The following is an 18438-nucleotide window of genomic DNA, read 5'->3' on the forward strand; positions in this document are numbered from 1 at the left end:
GCAGATGCAGAGTGCTTGTGGTGCAGGATAAGAGGTATAAAGAAAATTATTATGGTCGTAGCAGGCTGGCGTATTCACTCTTAAAACAAGAGGAGGTAGACAGTGAAGATATGTATTATTGGTTCGGCAGGTCATACAAATTATGTCCTGGATGGTGTCAGGAGAGATAAAGACTCCAGGATTGTTGGAATTGCTGCTGGTATTCAAGGAGAAGGGATTGATAAACTTACTGAGCAAATAGGGGAACTGGGGGAAAAACCGGCTGTTTTTGATGACTATCGTGAGATGCTGGAACAGTTGCAACCAGATGTAGTTGCTGTGGCCAGTCATTTCTATCAACAGGCTTCAATTACCCTGGAGGTATTAAAACGTGGTATTAATGTTTTTGTAGAAAAACCAGTTGCCACTAATCTGTCAGAACTGGCAAGTGTAAAACGCTTTTATCAGCAAAGCAATCTACATCTGGCGGCGATGTTTGGTATCAGGTATAAACCCTGGTTTATGACGGCCTGGAAACTTGTTCAGCAGGGAGGGGTTGGAAAAGTGCGGTTGATGAATGCCCAGAAATCTTATAAATTGGGTTCAAGGCCGGAATTCTATAAAAAAAGAGAGACCTATGGTGGTACAATACCATGGGTAGGGAGTCATGCAGTTGACTGGTTACACTGGTTTTCAGGGGAAAGATTTGAAACTGTTTATGCAGCTCATTCCAGCCAATATAATCAGGGTCATGGTGAGTTAGAGGTAAGTGCTCTGCTTCATTTTAGGCTTACAAATGGGGTTATGGGCTCAGTAAATATTGATTATTTAAGACCGGATACAGCAGGAAGCCATGGTGATGATAGGATCAGAGTTGCTGGTACTGAAGGGGTTATTGAGGTTTGTGATGAGAGGGTATTTTTAATAAATAGTAAGAAAAAAGGTGTTCAGGAGGTCAGCCTGGAAAATAGTGAGGGTATTTTTCTTGATTTTTTAAGACAAGTAAGGGGTAAGGGGAAATGCTTGGTCAGTGCTGAAGATTCATTTTATATTACAGAGGTCTGTTTAAAGGCCAGAGTAGCTGCAGATGAAAATAGAATTGTAATGCTTTAAGTGTATGTTCGGAAAGGCATAAATTTCGGGATTATATATCCCTGAACGAAGTTAAGGTGTTACCGTTGAGTGAAGGGATATATAATCCCCGGCGGTATATACTGATACTTTTCGAACAGACTCTTTAATTGAAATTGGGATTATGTATGATTTCTAAGACCCGACAAATATATTTGTCTGGTTAATAGTTTATTGATTAACTATGGATAATAAATAGTTAAGTTAAGAAAGCTGACGTTTTTGATTAAGTTTGGATGGCCGTTAGGCCAATTCTTAGTGTAATAATCTTGTCAGTTAAATTAGATTATATTGTTAAGGAGGAAGAGGATGATTGAGCGAAAGGTTGCAGTTATTACAGGTGCTTCAAGGGGTATTGGGCATGCTGTTGCACTACAGTTAGCCAGGGAGGGTTTTGCTTTGGCTATTTTAGCCCGTTCATCAATAGAAAAAGTAAAAGATAAGATTGAAGAGATCAAAAAAAAAGGTGTTCCTGTATTTTATTATTCAGGGGATTTATCTTCTGCAGGGGATAGGGGTTCTTTTTTAGCGGAAACCTATCAAGAATTTGGTCGTCTTGATCTGTTGGTTAATAATGCTGGTGTAGCCCCTAAAGTTAGAAATGATATTTTGGAAACATCAGAGGAAAGTTTTAATTTTGTGTTAAATATTAATTTAAAAGGTACATTTTTTCTAACCCAGGCAGTAGCTAAAATAATGCTTAGAGATGTCAAGGCATTTAAGGAAAAAGATAATCTGGAGTATAGCCCCCGAATAATTAATATATCATCACTTTCTTCATATGCTTCGTCAACAGATAGGAGTGAATACTGTATCTCAAAGGCTGGTATAAGTATGTTAACCAGGCTTTTTGCTGACCGTTTAGCTGAAGATGGAATATATGTCTATGAAATAAGGCCGGGGATTATTTATACTGATATGACTAGTGTTGTCAAGGATAAGTATGATAGACTAATTAAAGGGGGTCTTACCCCTATTAAAAGATGGGGTTATCCAGCAGATATAGCTAATGCTGTTTCTGTCCTGTGTTCGGGCAGATTGAACTTTTCTACAGGTGAGGTAATTAATGTAGACGGTGGTTTTCATTTGAGGAGGCTGTAAATATGAAAAGGGATGTCATTGAAATTGAGGGTTTTAAAGTAGAGGTATTTTCCCTCAATACAGCTATAGTAGGTTCAGGCGCTGCCGGGTTTAATGCGGCAGACCGTCTTTTTAATTATGGGCAAAAAGATATTGCTATTATTACAGAGGGTCTTAAAATGGGTACCTCCAGGAATACTGGTTCTGATAAACAGACATACTATAAATTGACCTTAGCTGGTAATGAAAGTGATTCAGTCTATGAAATGGCCAGTACCTTATTTAACGGTGGGAGTATGGATGGGGATCTTGCCCTGGTTGAAGCAGCTCTATCAGCACAGTCTTTTTACCATTTAGTAGATATAGGTGTTCCGTTTCCCCACGATAGGTTTGGTGAATTTGTAGGGTATAAGACAGACCATGACCCCAGACAGAGGGCAAGTTCTGCCGGGCCTTTGACCTCGAAATTTATGACAGAGAAACTGGAAGAGCAGGTCAGACAGAAGGGTATAAGAATATTTGATGGTTATCAGGTAATTGGTATATTGACAGCTAAGCCAGAAGCTCATGAAAAAAGAGCAATTGGGCTGCTGGCTTTAAATATTAATAAACTAGCTGATCAAGATCATAGGTATGTACTATTTAACTGTACTAATATTGTTTATGCTACTGGTGGACCGGCTGGGATTTATGCCAGTTCAGTTTATCCTGAGAGTCAGACAGGTGCTTCAGGACTTGCTTTTGAAGCAGGTGTTATGGGTAAAAATCTTACAGAATCTCAATATGGTATTGCCTCTGTTAAATTTCGTTGGAATCTATCTGGTACTTATCAGCAGGTTTTACCCAGGTATATTTCAGTTGAACAGGACGGCAGTGATGAAAAGGAATTTCTTAATAGTTATTTTGACGACCCTGGAAAAATGCTGGATGCTGTATTTCTAAAGGGTTATCAATGGCCTTTTGATCCTAAAAAAATAAAGAATTATGCCTCTTCTATTGTAGATATACTGGTTTATAATGAGACTGTTCTTAAAGGAAGAAAGGTCTATCTTGATTTTAGGCATAATCCCGGCTGGGCCAGTAGGGATGGTGAATTAGACTTCTCCCTTTTAGGTAAAGAGGCTTATCAGTACCTGGAAAACTCCGCGGCCCTTTTTGGTAGGCCAATTGACAGGCTTGCCCAGATGAATCAACCAGCTGTAGACCTTTATCAGGAAAACGGGATAGACTTAAGGGATGAGTATCTGGAGATTGCAGTTTCTGCCCAACACAATAATGGTGGATTATCTGCTAATATCTGGTGGGAAAGCAATGTAAAACATTTTTTTCCGGTAGGAGAAGTTAATGGGAGCCACGGTGTTTATCGGCCCGGGGGAACTGCACTAAATGCTGGTCAGGTAGGTAGTACCAGGGCAGCCCAATATATAGCCGCCAGGTATCAGGAAGAACCATTAGATAAGCATCAATTTATTTCCCTGGTTGGGGAACAGGTTATGAAAAAGATATCATTAGGTGAAGCCTTTTCTGCCAATACTAGTGGTAGTAAAAATGTACTGGAGATTCGACAGGAAATAGGTGAAAGAATGAGCAGAAAAGGGGCCCATATTCGTTCTGCCAGGAAGGCTGCTGAAGGTGCTCTAGAGGCTAAAAAGCAATTGCAGTCACTGGTAGAAGCAACTGAGTTATCCAGTATTTACGAACTGCCCCTTGCCTTTCAAAACTATGATCTCTTAATAACCCAGTATGTATATTTATCGGCAATTAATGATTATATCGAAAAGGGTGGTAAGAGTAGAGGGTCTTATCTAGTATATGACCCTGAGGGAGAACTGCCTTTAACCGGTCTAGCAGAGACCTTCCGCTTTTCTATAAGTGCTGGTTTGCTAACAGATAAAATTCAAAGGGTATTATATAATAATAGTCAATGTAGGTTTAAATGGGAAGAAGTCAAAGCAATACCACAGGAAGATAGCTGGTTTGAAAATGTCTGGAACAAATATATGAAACAGGAAATATTTAAAACAGAAAAATAGCTAAAAAAATGCAGGATTTTTAAAGTTAATATAGAAGTAAATAATTAAAGAATAATAACAAAACTATGTTTTATAATGTAAAACATAAATAAATTTGAGGAGGGTGGATCAAATGATCCCAAAGATTGAAAATTTAAAGAGAATTGAAGAAACAGGTATTGTTGCTGTTGTCAGGGCAGAGAATTCAGAACAGGCCTTAAAAATATCAGAGGCTGTCAGGGCCGGTGGTATCCAGGCGATTGAGATTACCATGACTGTACCAGGTGCGGTAGATGTTATTAAAGAACTGGCTAATACCTATCAGAATAATGAAATATTAATTGGTGCTGGTTCAGTACTTGACGCTGAGACAGCTCGCGCTTGTTTGCTGGCTGGGGCAGAGTATATTGTATCACCCTGTCTGGATAAGGATACTATTGCTTTATGTAATAGTTACCAGAAAGCAGTTATGCCTGGGGCTATGAGTGTAACTGAGGTACATAGGGCAATGCAGTATGGCGCCGATGTTGTCAAGGTTTTCCCGGCTACATTATTTGGACCTAAAATCATTAAGGCCATTAAAGGACCAATTCCTCAGGCCCCTTTATTACCAACAGGTGGAGTAAGTCTTGATAATGTACATGAATGGATTAAGGCAGGTAGTTTTGCAGTTGGTGCAGGTAGTGCCTTAACTGCAGGGGCTAAAAAAGGTGACTATGATGAGGTTACTAGAACTGCTAAGGAGTTTATTAAGAGAATTAAAGAGGCACGAGAAAATTAAGGGTTTTTAATCTTTAATGGTAACTAGAAAAGAATTATAAAAGGAAAGGATGATATTATGTCCAAGAAAGTTGTTACTTTTGGTGAGATTATGCTCAGGTTAACTCCACCGGAGTTAAAGAGGATTGTACAGACTGATAGGTTTAATGTTATTTATGGTGGAGGTGAGGCCAATGTCTCTGTATCACTGGCTAATTACGGACTAGATGCCTATTTTGTAAGCAAGGTGCCTGAGAATCCTGTAGGCCAGGCTGCCCTGAATGATTTAAGGCGTTATGGGGTTAATACAGATTATATTGCCCGTGGTGGTGATAGGTTAGGTATTTATTACTGTGAAAATGGGGCCAGCCAGCGTCCTTCTAATGTTGTTTATGATAGGGCTTATTCAGCTATTGCAGAGGCTTCTGCTGATGATTTTAATTGGGATGAAATATTTGCAGATGTTGAATGGTTCCATACTACTGGTATTACCCCAGCCTTAAGTGAAAACATGTCTGAAATTACTCTGCAGGCTGTTAAAGCTGCCAAAGAACATGGGGTTAAAGTGAGTTGTGACCTTAATTACAGGGCTAAACTATGGACCAAAGAGCGTGCTGGACAGGTGATGTCAAAGGTAATGGAATATGTTGATGTATGTATTGCCAATGAAGAGGATGCTGAGATGGTCTTCGGCATTAAGAGTGGTTCTGATATTACCAGTGGTGATATTAATGTTGATGGGTTTAAAGATGTTGCCCAACAACTAATCGACAGATTTGATCTAGAACTTGTAGGCAGTCATTTGAGGATTAGCCATAGTGCTTCAGACAATGATTGGCTGGTTGTCCTTTATGATGGTAGTGAATTTGTAAAATCAAATCAATATAGTATTCATATTGTAGATCGAGTAGGTGGAGGAGACTCCTTTGCTGGTGGACTAATATACTCCAGGTTAACCGGTAAGAGCCTCCAGGAATCTGCTGAATTTGGTGCAGCTGCTTCCTGTCTTAAACAGTCAATCCCTGGAGACTTCAACCAGGTGAGTGTTCAGGAAGTGGAATCCCTTGCTGGTGGTAATGCCTCTGGTAGGGTAAAAAGATAAAAAAACATCTACCTTTAAGAAAATATCTCCTCTTTATATTGATGTGTCTGTTTTTAACAGGCACATCAATTTTTTTTGGAAAGAATTTATTTACTATTGAAATAATTAATTATATTGCAAATTAACACTTGACATTTTATGCTAAATATTATATTATAATCATACAAGTTGTATGTACAAATTAATTGGATCTGTATGTACAATGATTGGCTATTGGTTCTCTTGTTTCTATAAATATAATTTAATAAAAAATATTATAGTTTTTTTAAAATAAATTAAAGGTATTTTATAAGTAATTATACCTATTATGTCTACAATTATTAGAGTTTTTTAAATTTTATATAATAAAAAATATTATATAAGAGATTTATGCCGAATATTAGGTTTTAATAAGATGAGTTGTAAGTACAAGTTTTAATAACCCAGTAATAATAAATTTTAGGAAGAAAACAGGTGATTTAGGTAGTTGTCTGGTGGTTTTGGTTTTTAATTTAAAAATGGGGGGATATATTAGATTATGAAAATGTCAAAAGTAATGGTAATGTTTATCTTGCTTATGGTGATCATGGGATTATCGTTAAATGTGATGGCTGCTGATAAAATCGTACTGGGTTTCTCACAGATAGGTGCTGAAAGTGAATGGAGAACAGCAAATACTGAAGACATTAAACGTGCTGCTGCTGAAGACCCAGATATTCAATTAATTTTTTCTGATGCACAGCAGAAACAGGAAAATCAGCTTAAAGCACTCAGGTCATTTATTGCCCGTGGTGTAGATGTTATTGCTTTTTCACCAGTTGTCGAAACAGGTTGGGATACAGTATTACAGGAGATTAAAGATGCAGGTATACCTGTTATACTGGTAGATAGAACAGTTACTGCTGATGATTCATATTACGTTACCTATATGGGTTCTGACTTTGTAGAAGAAGGCCAAAAAGCAGCAAATTGGTTAATAGAATATATGGAAGAACAGGGTAGAGGTAATGAACAGATAAATATAGTTGAGCTTCAAGGAACAGTTGGTTCTGCGCCTGCTAATGATCGTAAAACAGGATTTGCAGAGATTATTAAAGACTATCCTAATTATGAAATAATTAGATCCCAGTCTGGAGACTTTACCCGTTCCAAAGGTAAAGAGGTTATGGAAGCCTTCTTAAAAGCAGAAGGGGATAATATTGATGTCTTATATTCCCACAATGATGATATGGCTATTGGTGCTATTCAGGCTATTGAAGAATATGGTCTAAAACCTGGTAAAGATATTATAATAATTGGTGTTGATGCTGTAAAAGGCGCTTTTGAAGCTATGATTCAGGGTAAGATGAATTGTACAGTAGAATGCAGTCCACTTCTTGGAGACCAGTTAATGCAGGCTGCTAAAGACATTGTGGCTGGTAAAAAAGTGCCCGAACATATTAAAACTATAGAAGGTATTTTCCCTCAGGAAGTAGCTTTAGAGGAATATCCAAATAGAAAATATTAATAAATTAATTTAAAGATTACATTTTAGAGAAACACCTGTTTTCTTTCTATTTTTTAATTAAAGTATTTCCCCCTTTCTAACAAATATTAAAGAGAGGGGGAAATATTATACTGATATTTAAATAAAAAGTTTAAATTAGTATTAATAGGGGGAGATACTGATGTCTAAGGCAGAACCGATTGTTAGAATGAAGAACATAAGTAAGGAATTTCCCGGGGTTAAAGCCTTATCAAATGTTGATTTCGAATTAAGTTCAGGGGAAATTCATGCCCTTATGGGTGAAAATGGTGCCGGAAAATCAACCTTAATTAAAGTATTAACAGGGGTTCATCAGGCAGAAAAAGGGGAAATATATTATAAAGGAAAAGAAATAAGGCCGGCTAACCCAATTGAAGCCCAGCAGATAGGAATAAGTACAGTCTATCAGGAGGTAAACCTCTGCCCTAATTTATCAGTTGCTGAGAATATATTTATAGGGCGTGAGCCGATTAAAAACGGGAAAATAGACTGGAAAACAGTCAACACTAAGGCCAGAGAATTATTAAAAACATTTAATATAGAGGAGATAGATGTAACAAAGAATCTATCTTATTTTTCTGTGGCCATTCAACAGATGGTTGCTATAGCCAGGGCGCTGGAAGTATCAGCTAAAGTCTTGGTACTAGATGAGCCTACTGCCAGTCTAGATCAAGATGAAACCAGTAATTTATTTGTGATTATGGAGAAATTAAAACAAGAAGGAATGGCAATTATTTTTATAACCCATTTTATAGATGATGTATATAAAATAACAGATCGGGTTACTGTTCTAAGAAATGGTAAAATAGTAGATACATCTGCAACTGAGTCATTGCCCAAACTAGACCTGGTAGCTAAAATGATCGGTAAGGATTTAGAACAACTGGAGAATATCAAGGAAAAAAGTAAGGTAACAGCTAAACCGGACGAGCTTTTTATAGAAGGTAGGCAGTTAGTTAATAGTGAAATTAGCCCCTTTGATCTATCTTTACACAAGGGTGAGGTGCTGGGTCTGGCTGGATTACTTGGTTCAGGGAGAACAGAACTGGTAGAATTAATTTTTGGTTTGAATCCAGCTGAAGGGGGTCAACTTAAGATTAATGATATTGAAAAAAAGATAACTAATCCTAAGGCCGCCATGGAAAACAAATTTGCACTATGTCCCGAAGATAGAAAAACAGCTGGTTTGATAGATGACTTGACTGTACGGGAGAATTTAATTCTATCTTTACAGGTTGAAAGGGGCTGTTTTAAGTATTTACCTAGAGAAGAACAGGAGAGAATAGCCGATCAATATATAGATTTATTAAATATAGCAACCCCTAGTGCAGAACAGAAGGTCAAAAACTTAAGTGGGGGAAATCAACAGAAAGTAATATTAGCCAGGTGGTTAATAACCCAACCTGATTTATTAATACTGGATGAACCAACACGGGGAATAGATGTAGGGACAAAAACAGAGATACAGAAGATGGTTTTATCACTTGCTGATGAGGGGATGAGTATTATTTTTGTTTCCTCTGAGCTTGATGAGGTTATCAGGGTTAGCCAGCGTATTGCTGTTTTACGGGATAGGAAAAAAGTAACTGAATTAAGTGGGCATGAAATAAATGAATCCAATATTATGGGTATTATTGCTGAAGGGAGGGCTTAAGTAATGTTTCAACTATTAAAAAAATTTAAGGAGTCACAGATTTTCTCGCCTTTGTTAGCCTTATTAATCTTACTGTTATTTGATTTTATCTTTATTGATGGTTTTTTAAGTATTGAAATAAGGGATGGGAGATTATTTGGCACACTAATAGATATATTAAACAGAGCGGCTCCACTGGCTCTACTGGCTATAGGGATGACACTGGTTATAGCAACAGGGGGAATAGACCTTTCTGTTGGGGCAGTAATTGCTATTTCAGGGGCAATAGCTGCTAAACTAATTGGAGGGCAGTTGGTAATAGAAAATGGCACTGTTCAATATGTAACCCAGGTGTCTCTCCCTATTGCACTGCTTGCTTCTATAGGAATAGCAGCCCTCTGTGGAATGTGGAATGGCTTTTTAGTTGGTAAGATAAAAGTACAGCCGATAGTTGCTACCCTTATTCTAATGGTAGCAGGGCGTGGTATTGCTCAATTGATTACCAAGGCTCAAATAATAACTATTTATTATCAGCCTTTTCACTACATAGGTACAGGTTATTTATTGGGACTGCCATTCACTATTTTTATAGTAGCATTAGCATTTTTACTGGTAAACCTATTTGTTAGAAAGACTGCAGTAGGTTTATATATAGAATCTATTGGTATTAATGATACAGCCAGTAAATATGTAGGTATTAAACCCAGCCGGATTAAATTTATTGTCTATACCATCTGTGGATTAATGGCAGGGATTGCCGGGTTAATAGTAACATCAAATGTCAAAGCAGCTGATGCCAATAATGCAGGTCTCTGGAAAGAACTTGATGCCATATTATCAGTAGTTATTGGTGGTAACTCCCTTAGTGGAGGTAAATTTACAATTGCCGGTAGCATTATAGGTGCACTTGTAGTACAGACATTGACAACAACTGTTTATGCAGCCGGTATTGCTCCAGAGGTAACTTTAGTGGTAAAAGCTGTAGTAGTTGTTATAATTACTATCATTCAGTCACAAGTTTTCAGGGATGGTATCAGTAAACTTATTGTAAAACGGAGGGATCTAACATGAAAAGCATTTTATCCTCAAAATACCTGTCAGTTATAATAACCGTAATTTTATTTATAATTGCTTTTGCCATACCTTCGGTAATCTATCCAGGTTTTTTTTCAATGCAGGTTTTTTTCAATTTATTTATAGATAATGCCTTTTTAATAGTTACTGCCATCGGTGTTACATTTGTCATTATAACTGGTGGGATTGACCTTTCAGTAGGCTCAATGATTGCCTTTACTTCAATGGTAATAGCCAGTCTCCTGGAAAAGGGTGTAAGTCCTGTTATAGTGATACCATTTGCCCTTTTGCTTGGAACATTAGCAGGGTTAATAATGGGCTTTTTAATTGAATACTTTAAGATCCAACCCTTTATCGCAACACTATCAGGGATGTTTTTTCTGAGGGGCTCCTGTTTTTTAATCAGTATTCAGTCAATTTCAATTAATGACCCGTTTTTCAAAACACTTTCCCAAACCAGGATAAGTTTCCCCGGAGGGGCATATATCTCAATTAGTGTAGTAATTGCAATGATTATGATGGGGATTGCAATTTATTTGGCACACTATACCAGATACGGCCGGGTCTTATATGCTATTGGTGGTAATGAAGAATCAGCTAAACTGATGGGACTTCCTGTCGGCAGGACCAAGATTATGGTCTATGGTTTTAGTGGATTTTGTTCATCACTAGGTGGTGTCTTATTTACTATCTATATGTTGTCGGGTTATGGACTTCACACTAATGGTTTGGAAATGGATGCAATTGCTTCAGCAGTAATAGGCGGAACACTCTTAAGTGGTGGATCAGGTTATGTTTTTGGTACACTGTTTGGTGTTTTAATTCAGGGTCTAATCCAGGTAATTATTATGTTCCAGGGTACTTTAAGTTCCTGGTGGACAAAGATCTTTGTTGGTATATTACTCTTTGTCTTTATAGTCCTACAGCGCTTAATTACGGCTCAGAGGGAAGAACAGAAAGCCTCTTCAAAAAGATTAGAAACAAGCAAACAGACAGCTGCTGTATAATAGGGGGCCAGACTAAAATCTTCTCTAATAGAAGACCTTTCTATACGTGCTGAAGAGATGTATAATATGTCTGAGAAATTGAAAAATATTATTGATTTAAAATTGAGTAAGCTAAGAAAGAAAAATATTTATATAATTAATTTATAATCAAGGCTATATAAACTATGGTCTTGATTATTTTTTTAGGTACTAAATATAAACTTCGCAGTTGCTACTATTATAGTTGAAATTTGGTTAGCCATTTGCTGAATGAACGTTAAAAAAACTCCAGCCCCGCATGGAAGGCTATGAATGGTTAACAAAATCCTGTTTGAACGTAGCATAGCGAAGTGAGTTTATTTTGTTATTCTTAGCCTGGAAGAGGAGCTGGTGTTTAGCTTTTTTTTGTGAATAAAGCTATGGCTAACCAGGCTTTATGCGATAAATTCATCTGCGAAGTTTTAGTATAAGAAACATTGTATAATTAAATACACAGGCAAAAAAAATTTATGGATTTGGATGAATGTTATTATTATATGGCTGGTAGAGTTGATGGTTTTCTAGAAGGGAAGATTTATTATATTTTAATTCTGTCATCTTCAATACCTGACATATGTATTTTTCTTTTGCTTGTATTATTATCCTATTATAAGTACAATTAAGTTAGCGCTAAAGGATGAATAATAGTATATACTATTAAATTTTAGTTAAGAAAATTTAATAGGAGGGTATTTTGATGGAAAGCACTACTATGAAAACTGAAAACAGGTTTCAACAAAATGTACAGAATTTTGGGCGTTTTTTAAGTGGTATGGTAATGCCTAATATCGGTGCTTTTATAGCCTGGGGATTAATTACAGCCTTTTTTATCCCTACAGGCTGGATTCCTAATGAGAGTTTTGGTAGCCTGGTTGGTCCAATGATAAAATTTCTTTTGCCACTACTTATTGGATACACAGGTGGTAAGATTGTAGCCGGTACCAGGGGAGGGGTTCTTGGTGCAATAGCTACAATGGGTATAATAGTTGGAGCAGATATCCCAATGTTTATTGGAGCTATGATTATGGGTCCATTAGGTGGATATTTGATTAAAAAGCTAGATGAGATTTTTGAGGGAAAAATTCCAGCAGGATTTGAAATGCTGGTGAATAATTTTTCAGCAGGTATTGTTGGTGCCTTACTGGCTATCATTGCCTATCAGGCTATTGGTCCAGTGGTACTAGGCTTAAATAATATATTAAAAGCAGGGGTAGAGGCGATAGTAAACGCAGGTTTACTTCCTCTTACTTCATTATTTATCGAACCAGGCAAAATATTGTTTTTAAATAATGCTATCAACCACGGTGTCTTAGGACCACTAGGTATCCAGGAAGTAAATGAACTTGGTAAATCTATTTTCTTCTTACTGGAGACAAATCCCGGTCCTGGCTTAGGGATATTACTGGCCTACTGGGCATTTTCTAAAGGTACAGTAAAACAATCATCACCAGGGGCAATAATTATCCACTTCTTTGGTGGTATTCATGAAATATATTTCCCCTATGTATTGATGAAGCCAATATTAGTATTAGCTGTTATAGCAGGAGGGATAAGTGGTGTATTTACCTTTAATCTCTTTGGGGCTGGTCTGGTAGCAACACCTTCACCTGGTAGTATATTTGCTCTAATGGCAATGACTCCAAGAGGAGGATGGTTTTCAGTACTATTAGGGGTAGTAGTATCAGCGGTAGTATCATTCCTGGTAGCTTCAATTTTCATAAAAAAATCAGATGATATTGAAGATGAAGAGGAACTTAGATCTGCTAAAGAAAGGGTTCAGAATTTAAAGGGAAAACAAAAAAAACAAATATCTGAAAATTCTCCGAAATATAATATTTCTGATATAGACAAGATTGTTTTTGCTTGTGATGCAGGTATGGGTTCAAGTGCCATGGGAGCTACTACTTTGAGGAAGAGACTTAAAAAAGAGGGCTTTGATATTAAAGTACTTCATAAAGCTATAGAAGATATTCCATCTGATGCCAAAATAATTGTTACACATAAGAAATTAACTGAACGGGCCAGAAATAAAGTTCCTCAGGCAGAGCATTATTCTATTAATAATTTTATGGATAGTTCTGAATTTGACCAACTGATAGAAAGGTTAAAACAATAAGGATTTTTCTTTAATCCCTAAGGGAGTAGATTATTATGAAAATCAGTTCCAGAACAAAGGAGATATTAAATATACTTTGTAATAGAAAGGAATATGTAACAGTCAAGTCCATTGCCCGTGAAATAGGAGTAAGTTCCAGGACTATTTTAAGGGAATTAAGTAAGGTAGAAAACTGGTTACAGGAAAATGGCTATGACCTAAACAAAAAAAAGGGTACAGGAATAGGACTGGACTGTACTGATCAGGAAAAAGATGCTATTAAAAATCTACTCCAACTTGAATCTGTAGAAGATTATTATATGCCAGAAGAAAGAAGATTTATTATATTATCTGAACTTTTAAGAAAACAGGAACCAGTTAAACTTTATAGTTTTACAGTACTTACCAATGTCTCAGAAGCAACAATTAGTAATGATTTAGATGAAATAGAGAAATGGCTTAAATCATATAAGTTGAAATTAATAAGAAAACCTGGCCTGGGGGTTTACCTGAAAGGATCTGAGAAGGATATTCGCCAGGCCAGCATAAACTTGCTTTATGAAAATATTGATCAGAAGGAAATTTTCAGATTAATACAGCAAAAAGACTATACTGGAAATAAGTCAGATAGAGATTATTTTTCAAAAAATAGATTATTAGGTCTAATAAGTAGTGATACCATAAATATGTTGGGTGAATTTATTCAGAAAGTTGAAGATAATATAGGTTATCAATTAGCAGATGATTCCTATGTAGCTTTACTTGTCCATCTGGCAATTGCTTTAGAGAGGATCAGTAGTGGTGAAAAAATAATTATTGATTCTGATCTACTGGAGCAGCTTAAACAGACTAATGAGTATATCATAGCATCAGGGTTGTTCAGGGCAATTTCTAAAGCCTTTTCACTGGATATGCCCGATGCTGAAATTGCCTATGTAGCGATGCATTTAAGGGGTATTAAAGGACGGGGGGCATTTTATAATAGTGATATCTCAATGACAGAGGATTTTAGATTAGTCAAGCTGACCCGTAAAATAATAGAAACAGCAGAAATAAATCTTGGTATTTATTTAGAAGATGATGAGAAATTACTTGTCGGATTAGTTCGCCACCTGGAACCAACAATTAATCGTATTAAACTGGGTCTTGATATTAGAAATCCCTTTATTGAAGAGATTAAAAAACACTATAGCAAATTATATAATGCTTCCAGGGTATGTGCTTCTATTATAGAAGAATGTGAAAAAATTAAAGTGCCAGAATCTGAGATTGCTTTTATTGCCATGCATCTTGGGGCAGCTGTTGAAAGAAAGAGAAAAAAACCTGTTTCAAAATATCGGATAACTGTTGCTTGTACCAGTGGCATAGGGGCTTCCAGGCTACTGGCTTCACGGATTAATAAAGAATTTGAAAATATAGAAATTGTAGATTTGATATCTACCATTGATTTTGATGAGGAATCATTAAGGAAGATTAATATTGACTTTATAGTATCAACTGTTCCCATTACAGCCAGTAAAATTCCGGTAATTATAGTAAACCCTCTTTTAACTGATAAACATCAACAGAAAATTGAGGATTTTATAGAAACACATCAGGCCAGACAGAAAAGAAGATATCAGGTGAAAAAAAATAAGCTTAATCTTAAGGATAAATTAGCAATTATAAATAATTATAACCAGAGTATTCTGGAGTTACTTGATAATTTAAGATTGATAAATAATTATCAGTTCAGGAATGTAAATCATTTAATAACTGATGTCAGTAAAATCCTGGTCAGTAGTAATGACCAAAAAATGATTCAGGAAGACCTGAAAAATAGGGAGGAAAAGGGTAGTACCATACTGGAGCATAATCACATTATGTTACTTCATTGTCGAAGTAAAGCGATGGATGAACTTAATTTATTAGTATTATTACCTGAAAAGCCTTTTAAGATTAGAAAGGAAACAGCTTCTCAGATTGAGATCAAAGTAGTTGTTGTTATGGCAGCTCCACTGGATTGTAGTTCACAGGGGTTAGAAGTCTTAAGTGAGATTAGTAAATTGTTAATTGAAAATGAAAGGTTTTTACAGGCCATTCATTCTGGTAATGAAGAAGAAATATATTTTGAGTTAGACAACTATTTTGATCATTTTTATCAACAAAAGTGTAAAATGAAATACCAGAAGGAGGGGTTTTAAATTGAAAAAGGAGAATTTTCAATATAGAGTACAGAATTTTGGACGTTTTTTAAGTGGTATGGTAATGCCTAACATCGGTGCTTTTATAGCCTGGGGATTAATTACAGCCTTTTTTATCCCTACAGGCTGGATTCCTAATGAGAGTTTTGGTAGCCTGGTTGGTCCAATGATAAAATTTCTTTTGCCACTACTTATTGGATACACAGGTGGTAAGATTGTAGCCGGTACTAGGGGAGGGGTTCTTGGTGCAATAGCTACAATGGGTATAATAGTTGGAGCAGATATCCCAATGTTTATTGGAGCTATGATTATGGGTCCATTAGGTGGATACTTGATTAAAAAGCTAGATGAGATTTTTGAGGGAAAAATTCCAGCAGGATTTGAAATGCTGGTGAATAATTTTTCAGCAGGTATTGTTGGTGCCTTACTGGCTATCATTGCCTATCAGGCTATTGGTCCAGTGGTACTAGGCTTAAATAATATATTAAAAGCAGGGGTAGAGGCGATAGTAAACGCAGGTTTACTTCCTCTTACTTCATTATTTATCGAACCAGGCAAAATATTGTTTTTAAATAATGCTATCAACCACGGTGTCTTAGGACCACTAGGTATCCAGGAAGTAAATGAACTTGGTAAATCTATTTTCTTCTTACTGGAGACAAATCCCGGTCCTGGCTTAGGGATATTACTGGCCTACTGGGCATTTTCTAAAGGTACAGTAAAACAATCATCACCAGGGGCAATAATTATCCACTTCTTTGGTGGTATTCATGAAATATATTTCCCCTATGTATTGATGAAGCCAATATTAGTATTAGCTGTTATAGCAGGAGGGATAAGTGGTGTATTTACCTTTAATCTCTTTGGGGCTGGTCTGGTAGCAACACCTTCACCTGGTAGTATATTTGCTCTAATGGCAATGACTCCAAGAGGAGGATGGTTTTCAGTACTATTAGGGGTAGTAGTATCAGCGGTAGTATCATTCCTGGTAGCTTCAATTTTCATAAAAAAATCAGATGATATTGAAGATGAAGAGGAACTTAGATCTGCTAAAGAAAGGGTTCAGAATTTAAAGGGAAAAACAGAAGATGGTGATGATAATTCCTTACTATTCAATGGAGAAATAAAAGCTAATTTTCAGGATATTAAAAAAATAATCTTTGCCTGTGATGCAGGGATGGGTTCAAGTGCTATGGGTGCAAGCCGATTGCGCAATAAACTCAATAAAGTAGGCTTAGATATTGAGGTAAGTAATAAAGCTATAGAAGATATTCCTGAAGATGCACAGATAGTGGTTACCCATGAGAGTTTGACTGATAGGGCAAAGAATATAGCTCCTCAGGCAGAACATATATCTATCCAGGATTTTATTCAGACACCAGCCTATGATCTATTGGTAGAACGTGTAAGAGCAATAAATAATCAAGCTGAAGAATCAGCAAATTCGCGGGAGGAGTCTGAAGAGATCAAAGAACTGCCAATTCTAAAAAAAGAAAATATTAGACTGGGTCTTGAAAGTATTGATAGAGATCAGGCAATTAGAATGGCCGGCCAAATTCTGGTTGATGAAGGATATGTGGAAGAGGATTATATTGATGCCATGTTGGAAAGGGAAAGAGAACTGACCACATATGTAGGTCAGGGAGTAGCTATCCCACATGGTGTAGGTGCTGCTAAAAAGGAAATCAAGAAAACAGGGATTTCCATTCTACAGTTTCCAGAGGGTATCGCTTTTGAAGATGGTACTGCTTATTTAGTTATTGGTATTGCTGGTCTGGGTAATGAGCACCTTAAGATACTGGCTAGTCTATCGGAATTAGTTGAAGATACAGAAATGGCAAAAAAACTATGGGAAACAGATGATTTAGACTATATCTATGAACTATTTACTGTTTAGTAAATCAAATGAATAAGGTGATGGATAGAAATGATAAAAACTATAACTTTAAATCCTGCTCTTGATAAGACTATTATCCTGGATGAATTTAGGAGCGGGCAGGTTAATCGAGTAAAGAAGATCTTTAAGGATGCTGGTGGTAAAGGAATAAATGTTTCTAAAATGATCAGGAACCTGGGTGGTAGGAGTATAGCTACAGGGGTCCTGGCAGGTGCTACTGGCTCCTTTATAAAAAATGAACTGGAAAGAATGGAGATCGAGCATAATTTTATTGAGTCTACTGGTGAGACCAGAACAAATCTAAAATTAGTTGATTTAAGGAGTAATACATTTACTGATATAAATGAAAAAGGGGCATTTTTGTTAGCTAAAAAATTAGAGGAATTGGAAGCTTTAATCTTTAATGATCTGGAGAAGGATGATTTACTGGTTTTATCTGGTAGTGTTCCTGCTGGTGTTAGTGAGCATATATATGAGGACTGGATTAATAAAGCAAAGGGGTTACAGATCAAGACTATACTGGATGTTGATGGACCATTATTTAAGAATGGAGTAAAAGCAGGGCCGACCCTTATTAAACCAAATAATCATGAGTTATCTGCTTATTTTTCTACAGAGATGATAGATAGGGAAGTAATTATTAATTCTGCTGTGAAACTATTTGAATATGGTGTTGAAATGATTATGGTTTCATTAGGTTCTGCTGGTGCAATATTTTTGACAGCTGATAAAAGAATTGTGATCGAGCCTCTTTCACTGGATGTTAAAAGTACAGTTGGGGCAGGAGATGCAATGGTCGGTGCACTGGCATTGGGTATTACTGAGGGGATGGGAATGGAAGAAATGATAACACTTTCTGTTGCAGCCAGTAGTGCCAGTCTCTTAAACAACGGAACAGAAATGGGGACAAAAGACCAGATTTTAAACTTAAAGAGTCAGATTAAATATTACTATCTATAAAAGG

Annotated in this window: 13 protein-coding genes; all 13 read left to right on the plus strand. The window is 36.5% G+C overall.

From position 1 onward, the window contains the following. Positions 1-102 precede the first annotated feature (102 nt). The 13 genes from D7D81_RS07140 to pfkB all read left to right on the plus strand — a co-directional run bounded on the left by D7D81_RS07140 (position 103) and on the right by pfkB (position 18434). Positions 103-1092: a Gfo/Idh/MocA family protein gene (locus D7D81_RS07140; RefSeq protein ID WP_125988651.1), complete on the plus strand. Its 990-nt coding sequence runs from the start codon at positions 103-105 to the stop codon at positions 1090-1092. A gap of 327 nt (positions 1093-1419) precedes the next feature. Then, a complete protein-coding gene (locus D7D81_RS07145; protein ID WP_125988653.1) occupies positions 1420-2211 on the plus strand; it encodes a 3-ketoacyl-ACP reductase in 792 nt (263 codons plus the stop codon). 2 nt (positions 2212-2213) lie between these two features. Continuing rightward, positions 2214-4223 carry an FAD-dependent oxidoreductase gene (locus D7D81_RS07150; RefSeq protein WP_125988655.1) on the plus strand — a complete coding sequence of 670 codons (2010 nt, stop codon included), beginning with the start codon at positions 2214-2216 and terminating at the stop codon, positions 4221-4223. Positions 4224-4335: 112 nt separating this feature from the next. Beyond that, positions 4336-4983 (plus strand): bifunctional 2-keto-4-hydroxyglutarate aldolase/2-keto-3-deoxy-6-phosphogluconate aldolase, encoded by a 648-nt coding sequence (locus D7D81_RS07155; RefSeq protein ID WP_230868969.1) that lies wholly within the window; start codon positions 4336-4338, stop codon positions 4981-4983. A 57-nt stretch (positions 4984-5040) separates the two neighbouring features. Further along, positions 5041-6063: a sugar kinase gene (locus tag D7D81_RS07160; RefSeq protein ID WP_125988657.1), complete on the plus strand. Its 1023-nt coding sequence runs from the start codon at positions 5041-5043 to the stop codon at positions 6061-6063. Positions 6064-6604: 541 nt separating this feature from the next. Beyond that, the gene (locus tag D7D81_RS07165; RefSeq protein WP_353622114.1) at positions 6605-7549 is read left to right on the plus strand and encodes an ABC transporter substrate-binding protein; all 945 of its coding nucleotides are present in this window, start codon (positions 6605-6607) and stop codon (positions 7547-7549) included. 160 nt (positions 7550-7709) lie between these two features. Continuing rightward, positions 7710-9221 (plus strand): sugar ABC transporter ATP-binding protein, encoded by a 1512-nt coding sequence (locus D7D81_RS07170; protein WP_125988661.1) that lies wholly within the window; start codon positions 7710-7712, stop codon positions 9219-9221. 3 nt (positions 9222-9224) lie between these two features. Continuing rightward, on the plus strand, positions 9225-10271 hold the full coding sequence (locus tag D7D81_RS07175; RefSeq protein ID WP_125988663.1) for an ABC transporter permease: 1047 nt from the start codon (positions 9225-9227) through the stop codon (positions 10269-10271). Continuing rightward, positions 10268-11281, plus strand: coding sequence for a galactofuranose ABC transporter, permease protein YjfF (gene yjfF, locus D7D81_RS07180; RefSeq protein ID WP_125988665.1), 1014 nt, complete (start codon positions 10268-10270; stop codon positions 11279-11281). The genes D7D81_RS07175 and yjfF overlap by 4 nt, the downstream gene beginning before the upstream one ends. Positions 11282-11996: 715 nt before the next feature. After that, positions 11997-13415 (plus strand): PTS mannitol transporter subunit IICBA, encoded by a 1419-nt coding sequence (locus D7D81_RS07185; protein ID WP_286170299.1) that lies wholly within the window; start codon positions 11997-11999, stop codon positions 13413-13415. A 35-nt stretch (positions 13416-13450) separates the two neighbouring features. Next, complete coding sequence (locus tag D7D81_RS07190; protein WP_125988667.1) at positions 13451-15577, plus strand: BglG family transcription antiterminator; 2127 nt, start codon at positions 13451-13453, stop codon at positions 15575-15577. 58 nt (positions 15578-15635) lie between these two features. Then, on the plus strand, positions 15636-17474 hold the full coding sequence (locus D7D81_RS07195) for a PTS mannitol transporter subunit IICBA (RefSeq protein WP_353622115.1): 1839 nt from the start codon (positions 15636-15638) through the stop codon (positions 17472-17474). 30 nt (positions 17475-17504) lie between these two features. Then, the gene (gene pfkB, locus D7D81_RS07200; RefSeq protein WP_125988671.1) at positions 17505-18434 is read left to right on the plus strand and encodes a 1-phosphofructokinase; all 930 of its coding nucleotides are present in this window, start codon (positions 17505-17507) and stop codon (positions 18432-18434) included. The last annotated feature ends 4 nt before the right edge of the window (positions 18435-18438 follow it).

Origin of the sequence: Halocella sp. SP3-1, from assembly GCF_003953885.1 — a bacterium.
In the GTDB taxonomy this organism is placed as follows: Bacteria; Bacillota; Halanaerobiia; order Halanaerobiales; family DTU029; genus Iocasia; species Iocasia fonsfrigidae.

Bases quoted from the DNA above. Each gene is read 5' to 3' on its own strand.
- D7D81_RS07155 (WP_230868969.1), top strand. From the start codon at position 4,336: ATGATCCCAAAGATTGAAAATTTAAAGAGAATTGAAGAAACAGGTATT.
- pfkB (WP_125988671.1), top strand. From the start codon at position 17,505: ATGATAAAAACTATAACTTTAAATCCTGCTCTTGATAAGACTATTATC.
- D7D81_RS07175 (WP_125988663.1), top strand. From the start codon at position 9,225: ATGTTTCAACTATTAAAAAAATTTAAGGAGTCACAGATTTTCTCGCCT.
- D7D81_RS07170 (WP_125988661.1), top strand. From the start codon at position 7,710: ATGTCTAAGGCAGAACCGATTGTTAGAATGAAGAACATAAGTAAGGAA.
- D7D81_RS07195 (WP_353622115.1), top strand. From the start codon at position 15,636: ATGGTAATGCCTAACATCGGTGCTTTTATAGCCTGGGGATTAATTACA.
- D7D81_RS07185 (WP_286170299.1), top strand. From the start codon at position 11,997: ATGGAAAGCACTACTATGAAAACTGAAAACAGGTTTCAACAAAATGTA.
- D7D81_RS07160 (WP_125988657.1), top strand. From the start codon at position 5,041: ATGTCCAAGAAAGTTGTTACTTTTGGTGAGATTATGCTCAGGTTAACT.
- D7D81_RS07165 (WP_353622114.1), top strand. From the start codon at position 6,605: ATGTTTATCTTGCTTATGGTGATCATGGGATTATCGTTAAATGTGATG.
- D7D81_RS07145 (WP_125988653.1), top strand. From the start codon at position 1,420: ATGATTGAGCGAAAGGTTGCAGTTATTACAGGTGCTTCAAGGGGTATT.
- yjfF (WP_125988665.1), top strand. From the start codon at position 10,268: ATGAAAAGCATTTTATCCTCAAAATACCTGTCAGTTATAATAACCGTA.
- D7D81_RS07190 (WP_125988667.1), top strand. From the start codon at position 13,451: ATGAAAATCAGTTCCAGAACAAAGGAGATATTAAATATACTTTGTAAT.
- D7D81_RS07150 (WP_125988655.1), top strand. From the start codon at position 2,214: ATGAAAAGGGATGTCATTGAAATTGAGGGTTTTAAAGTAGAGGTATTT.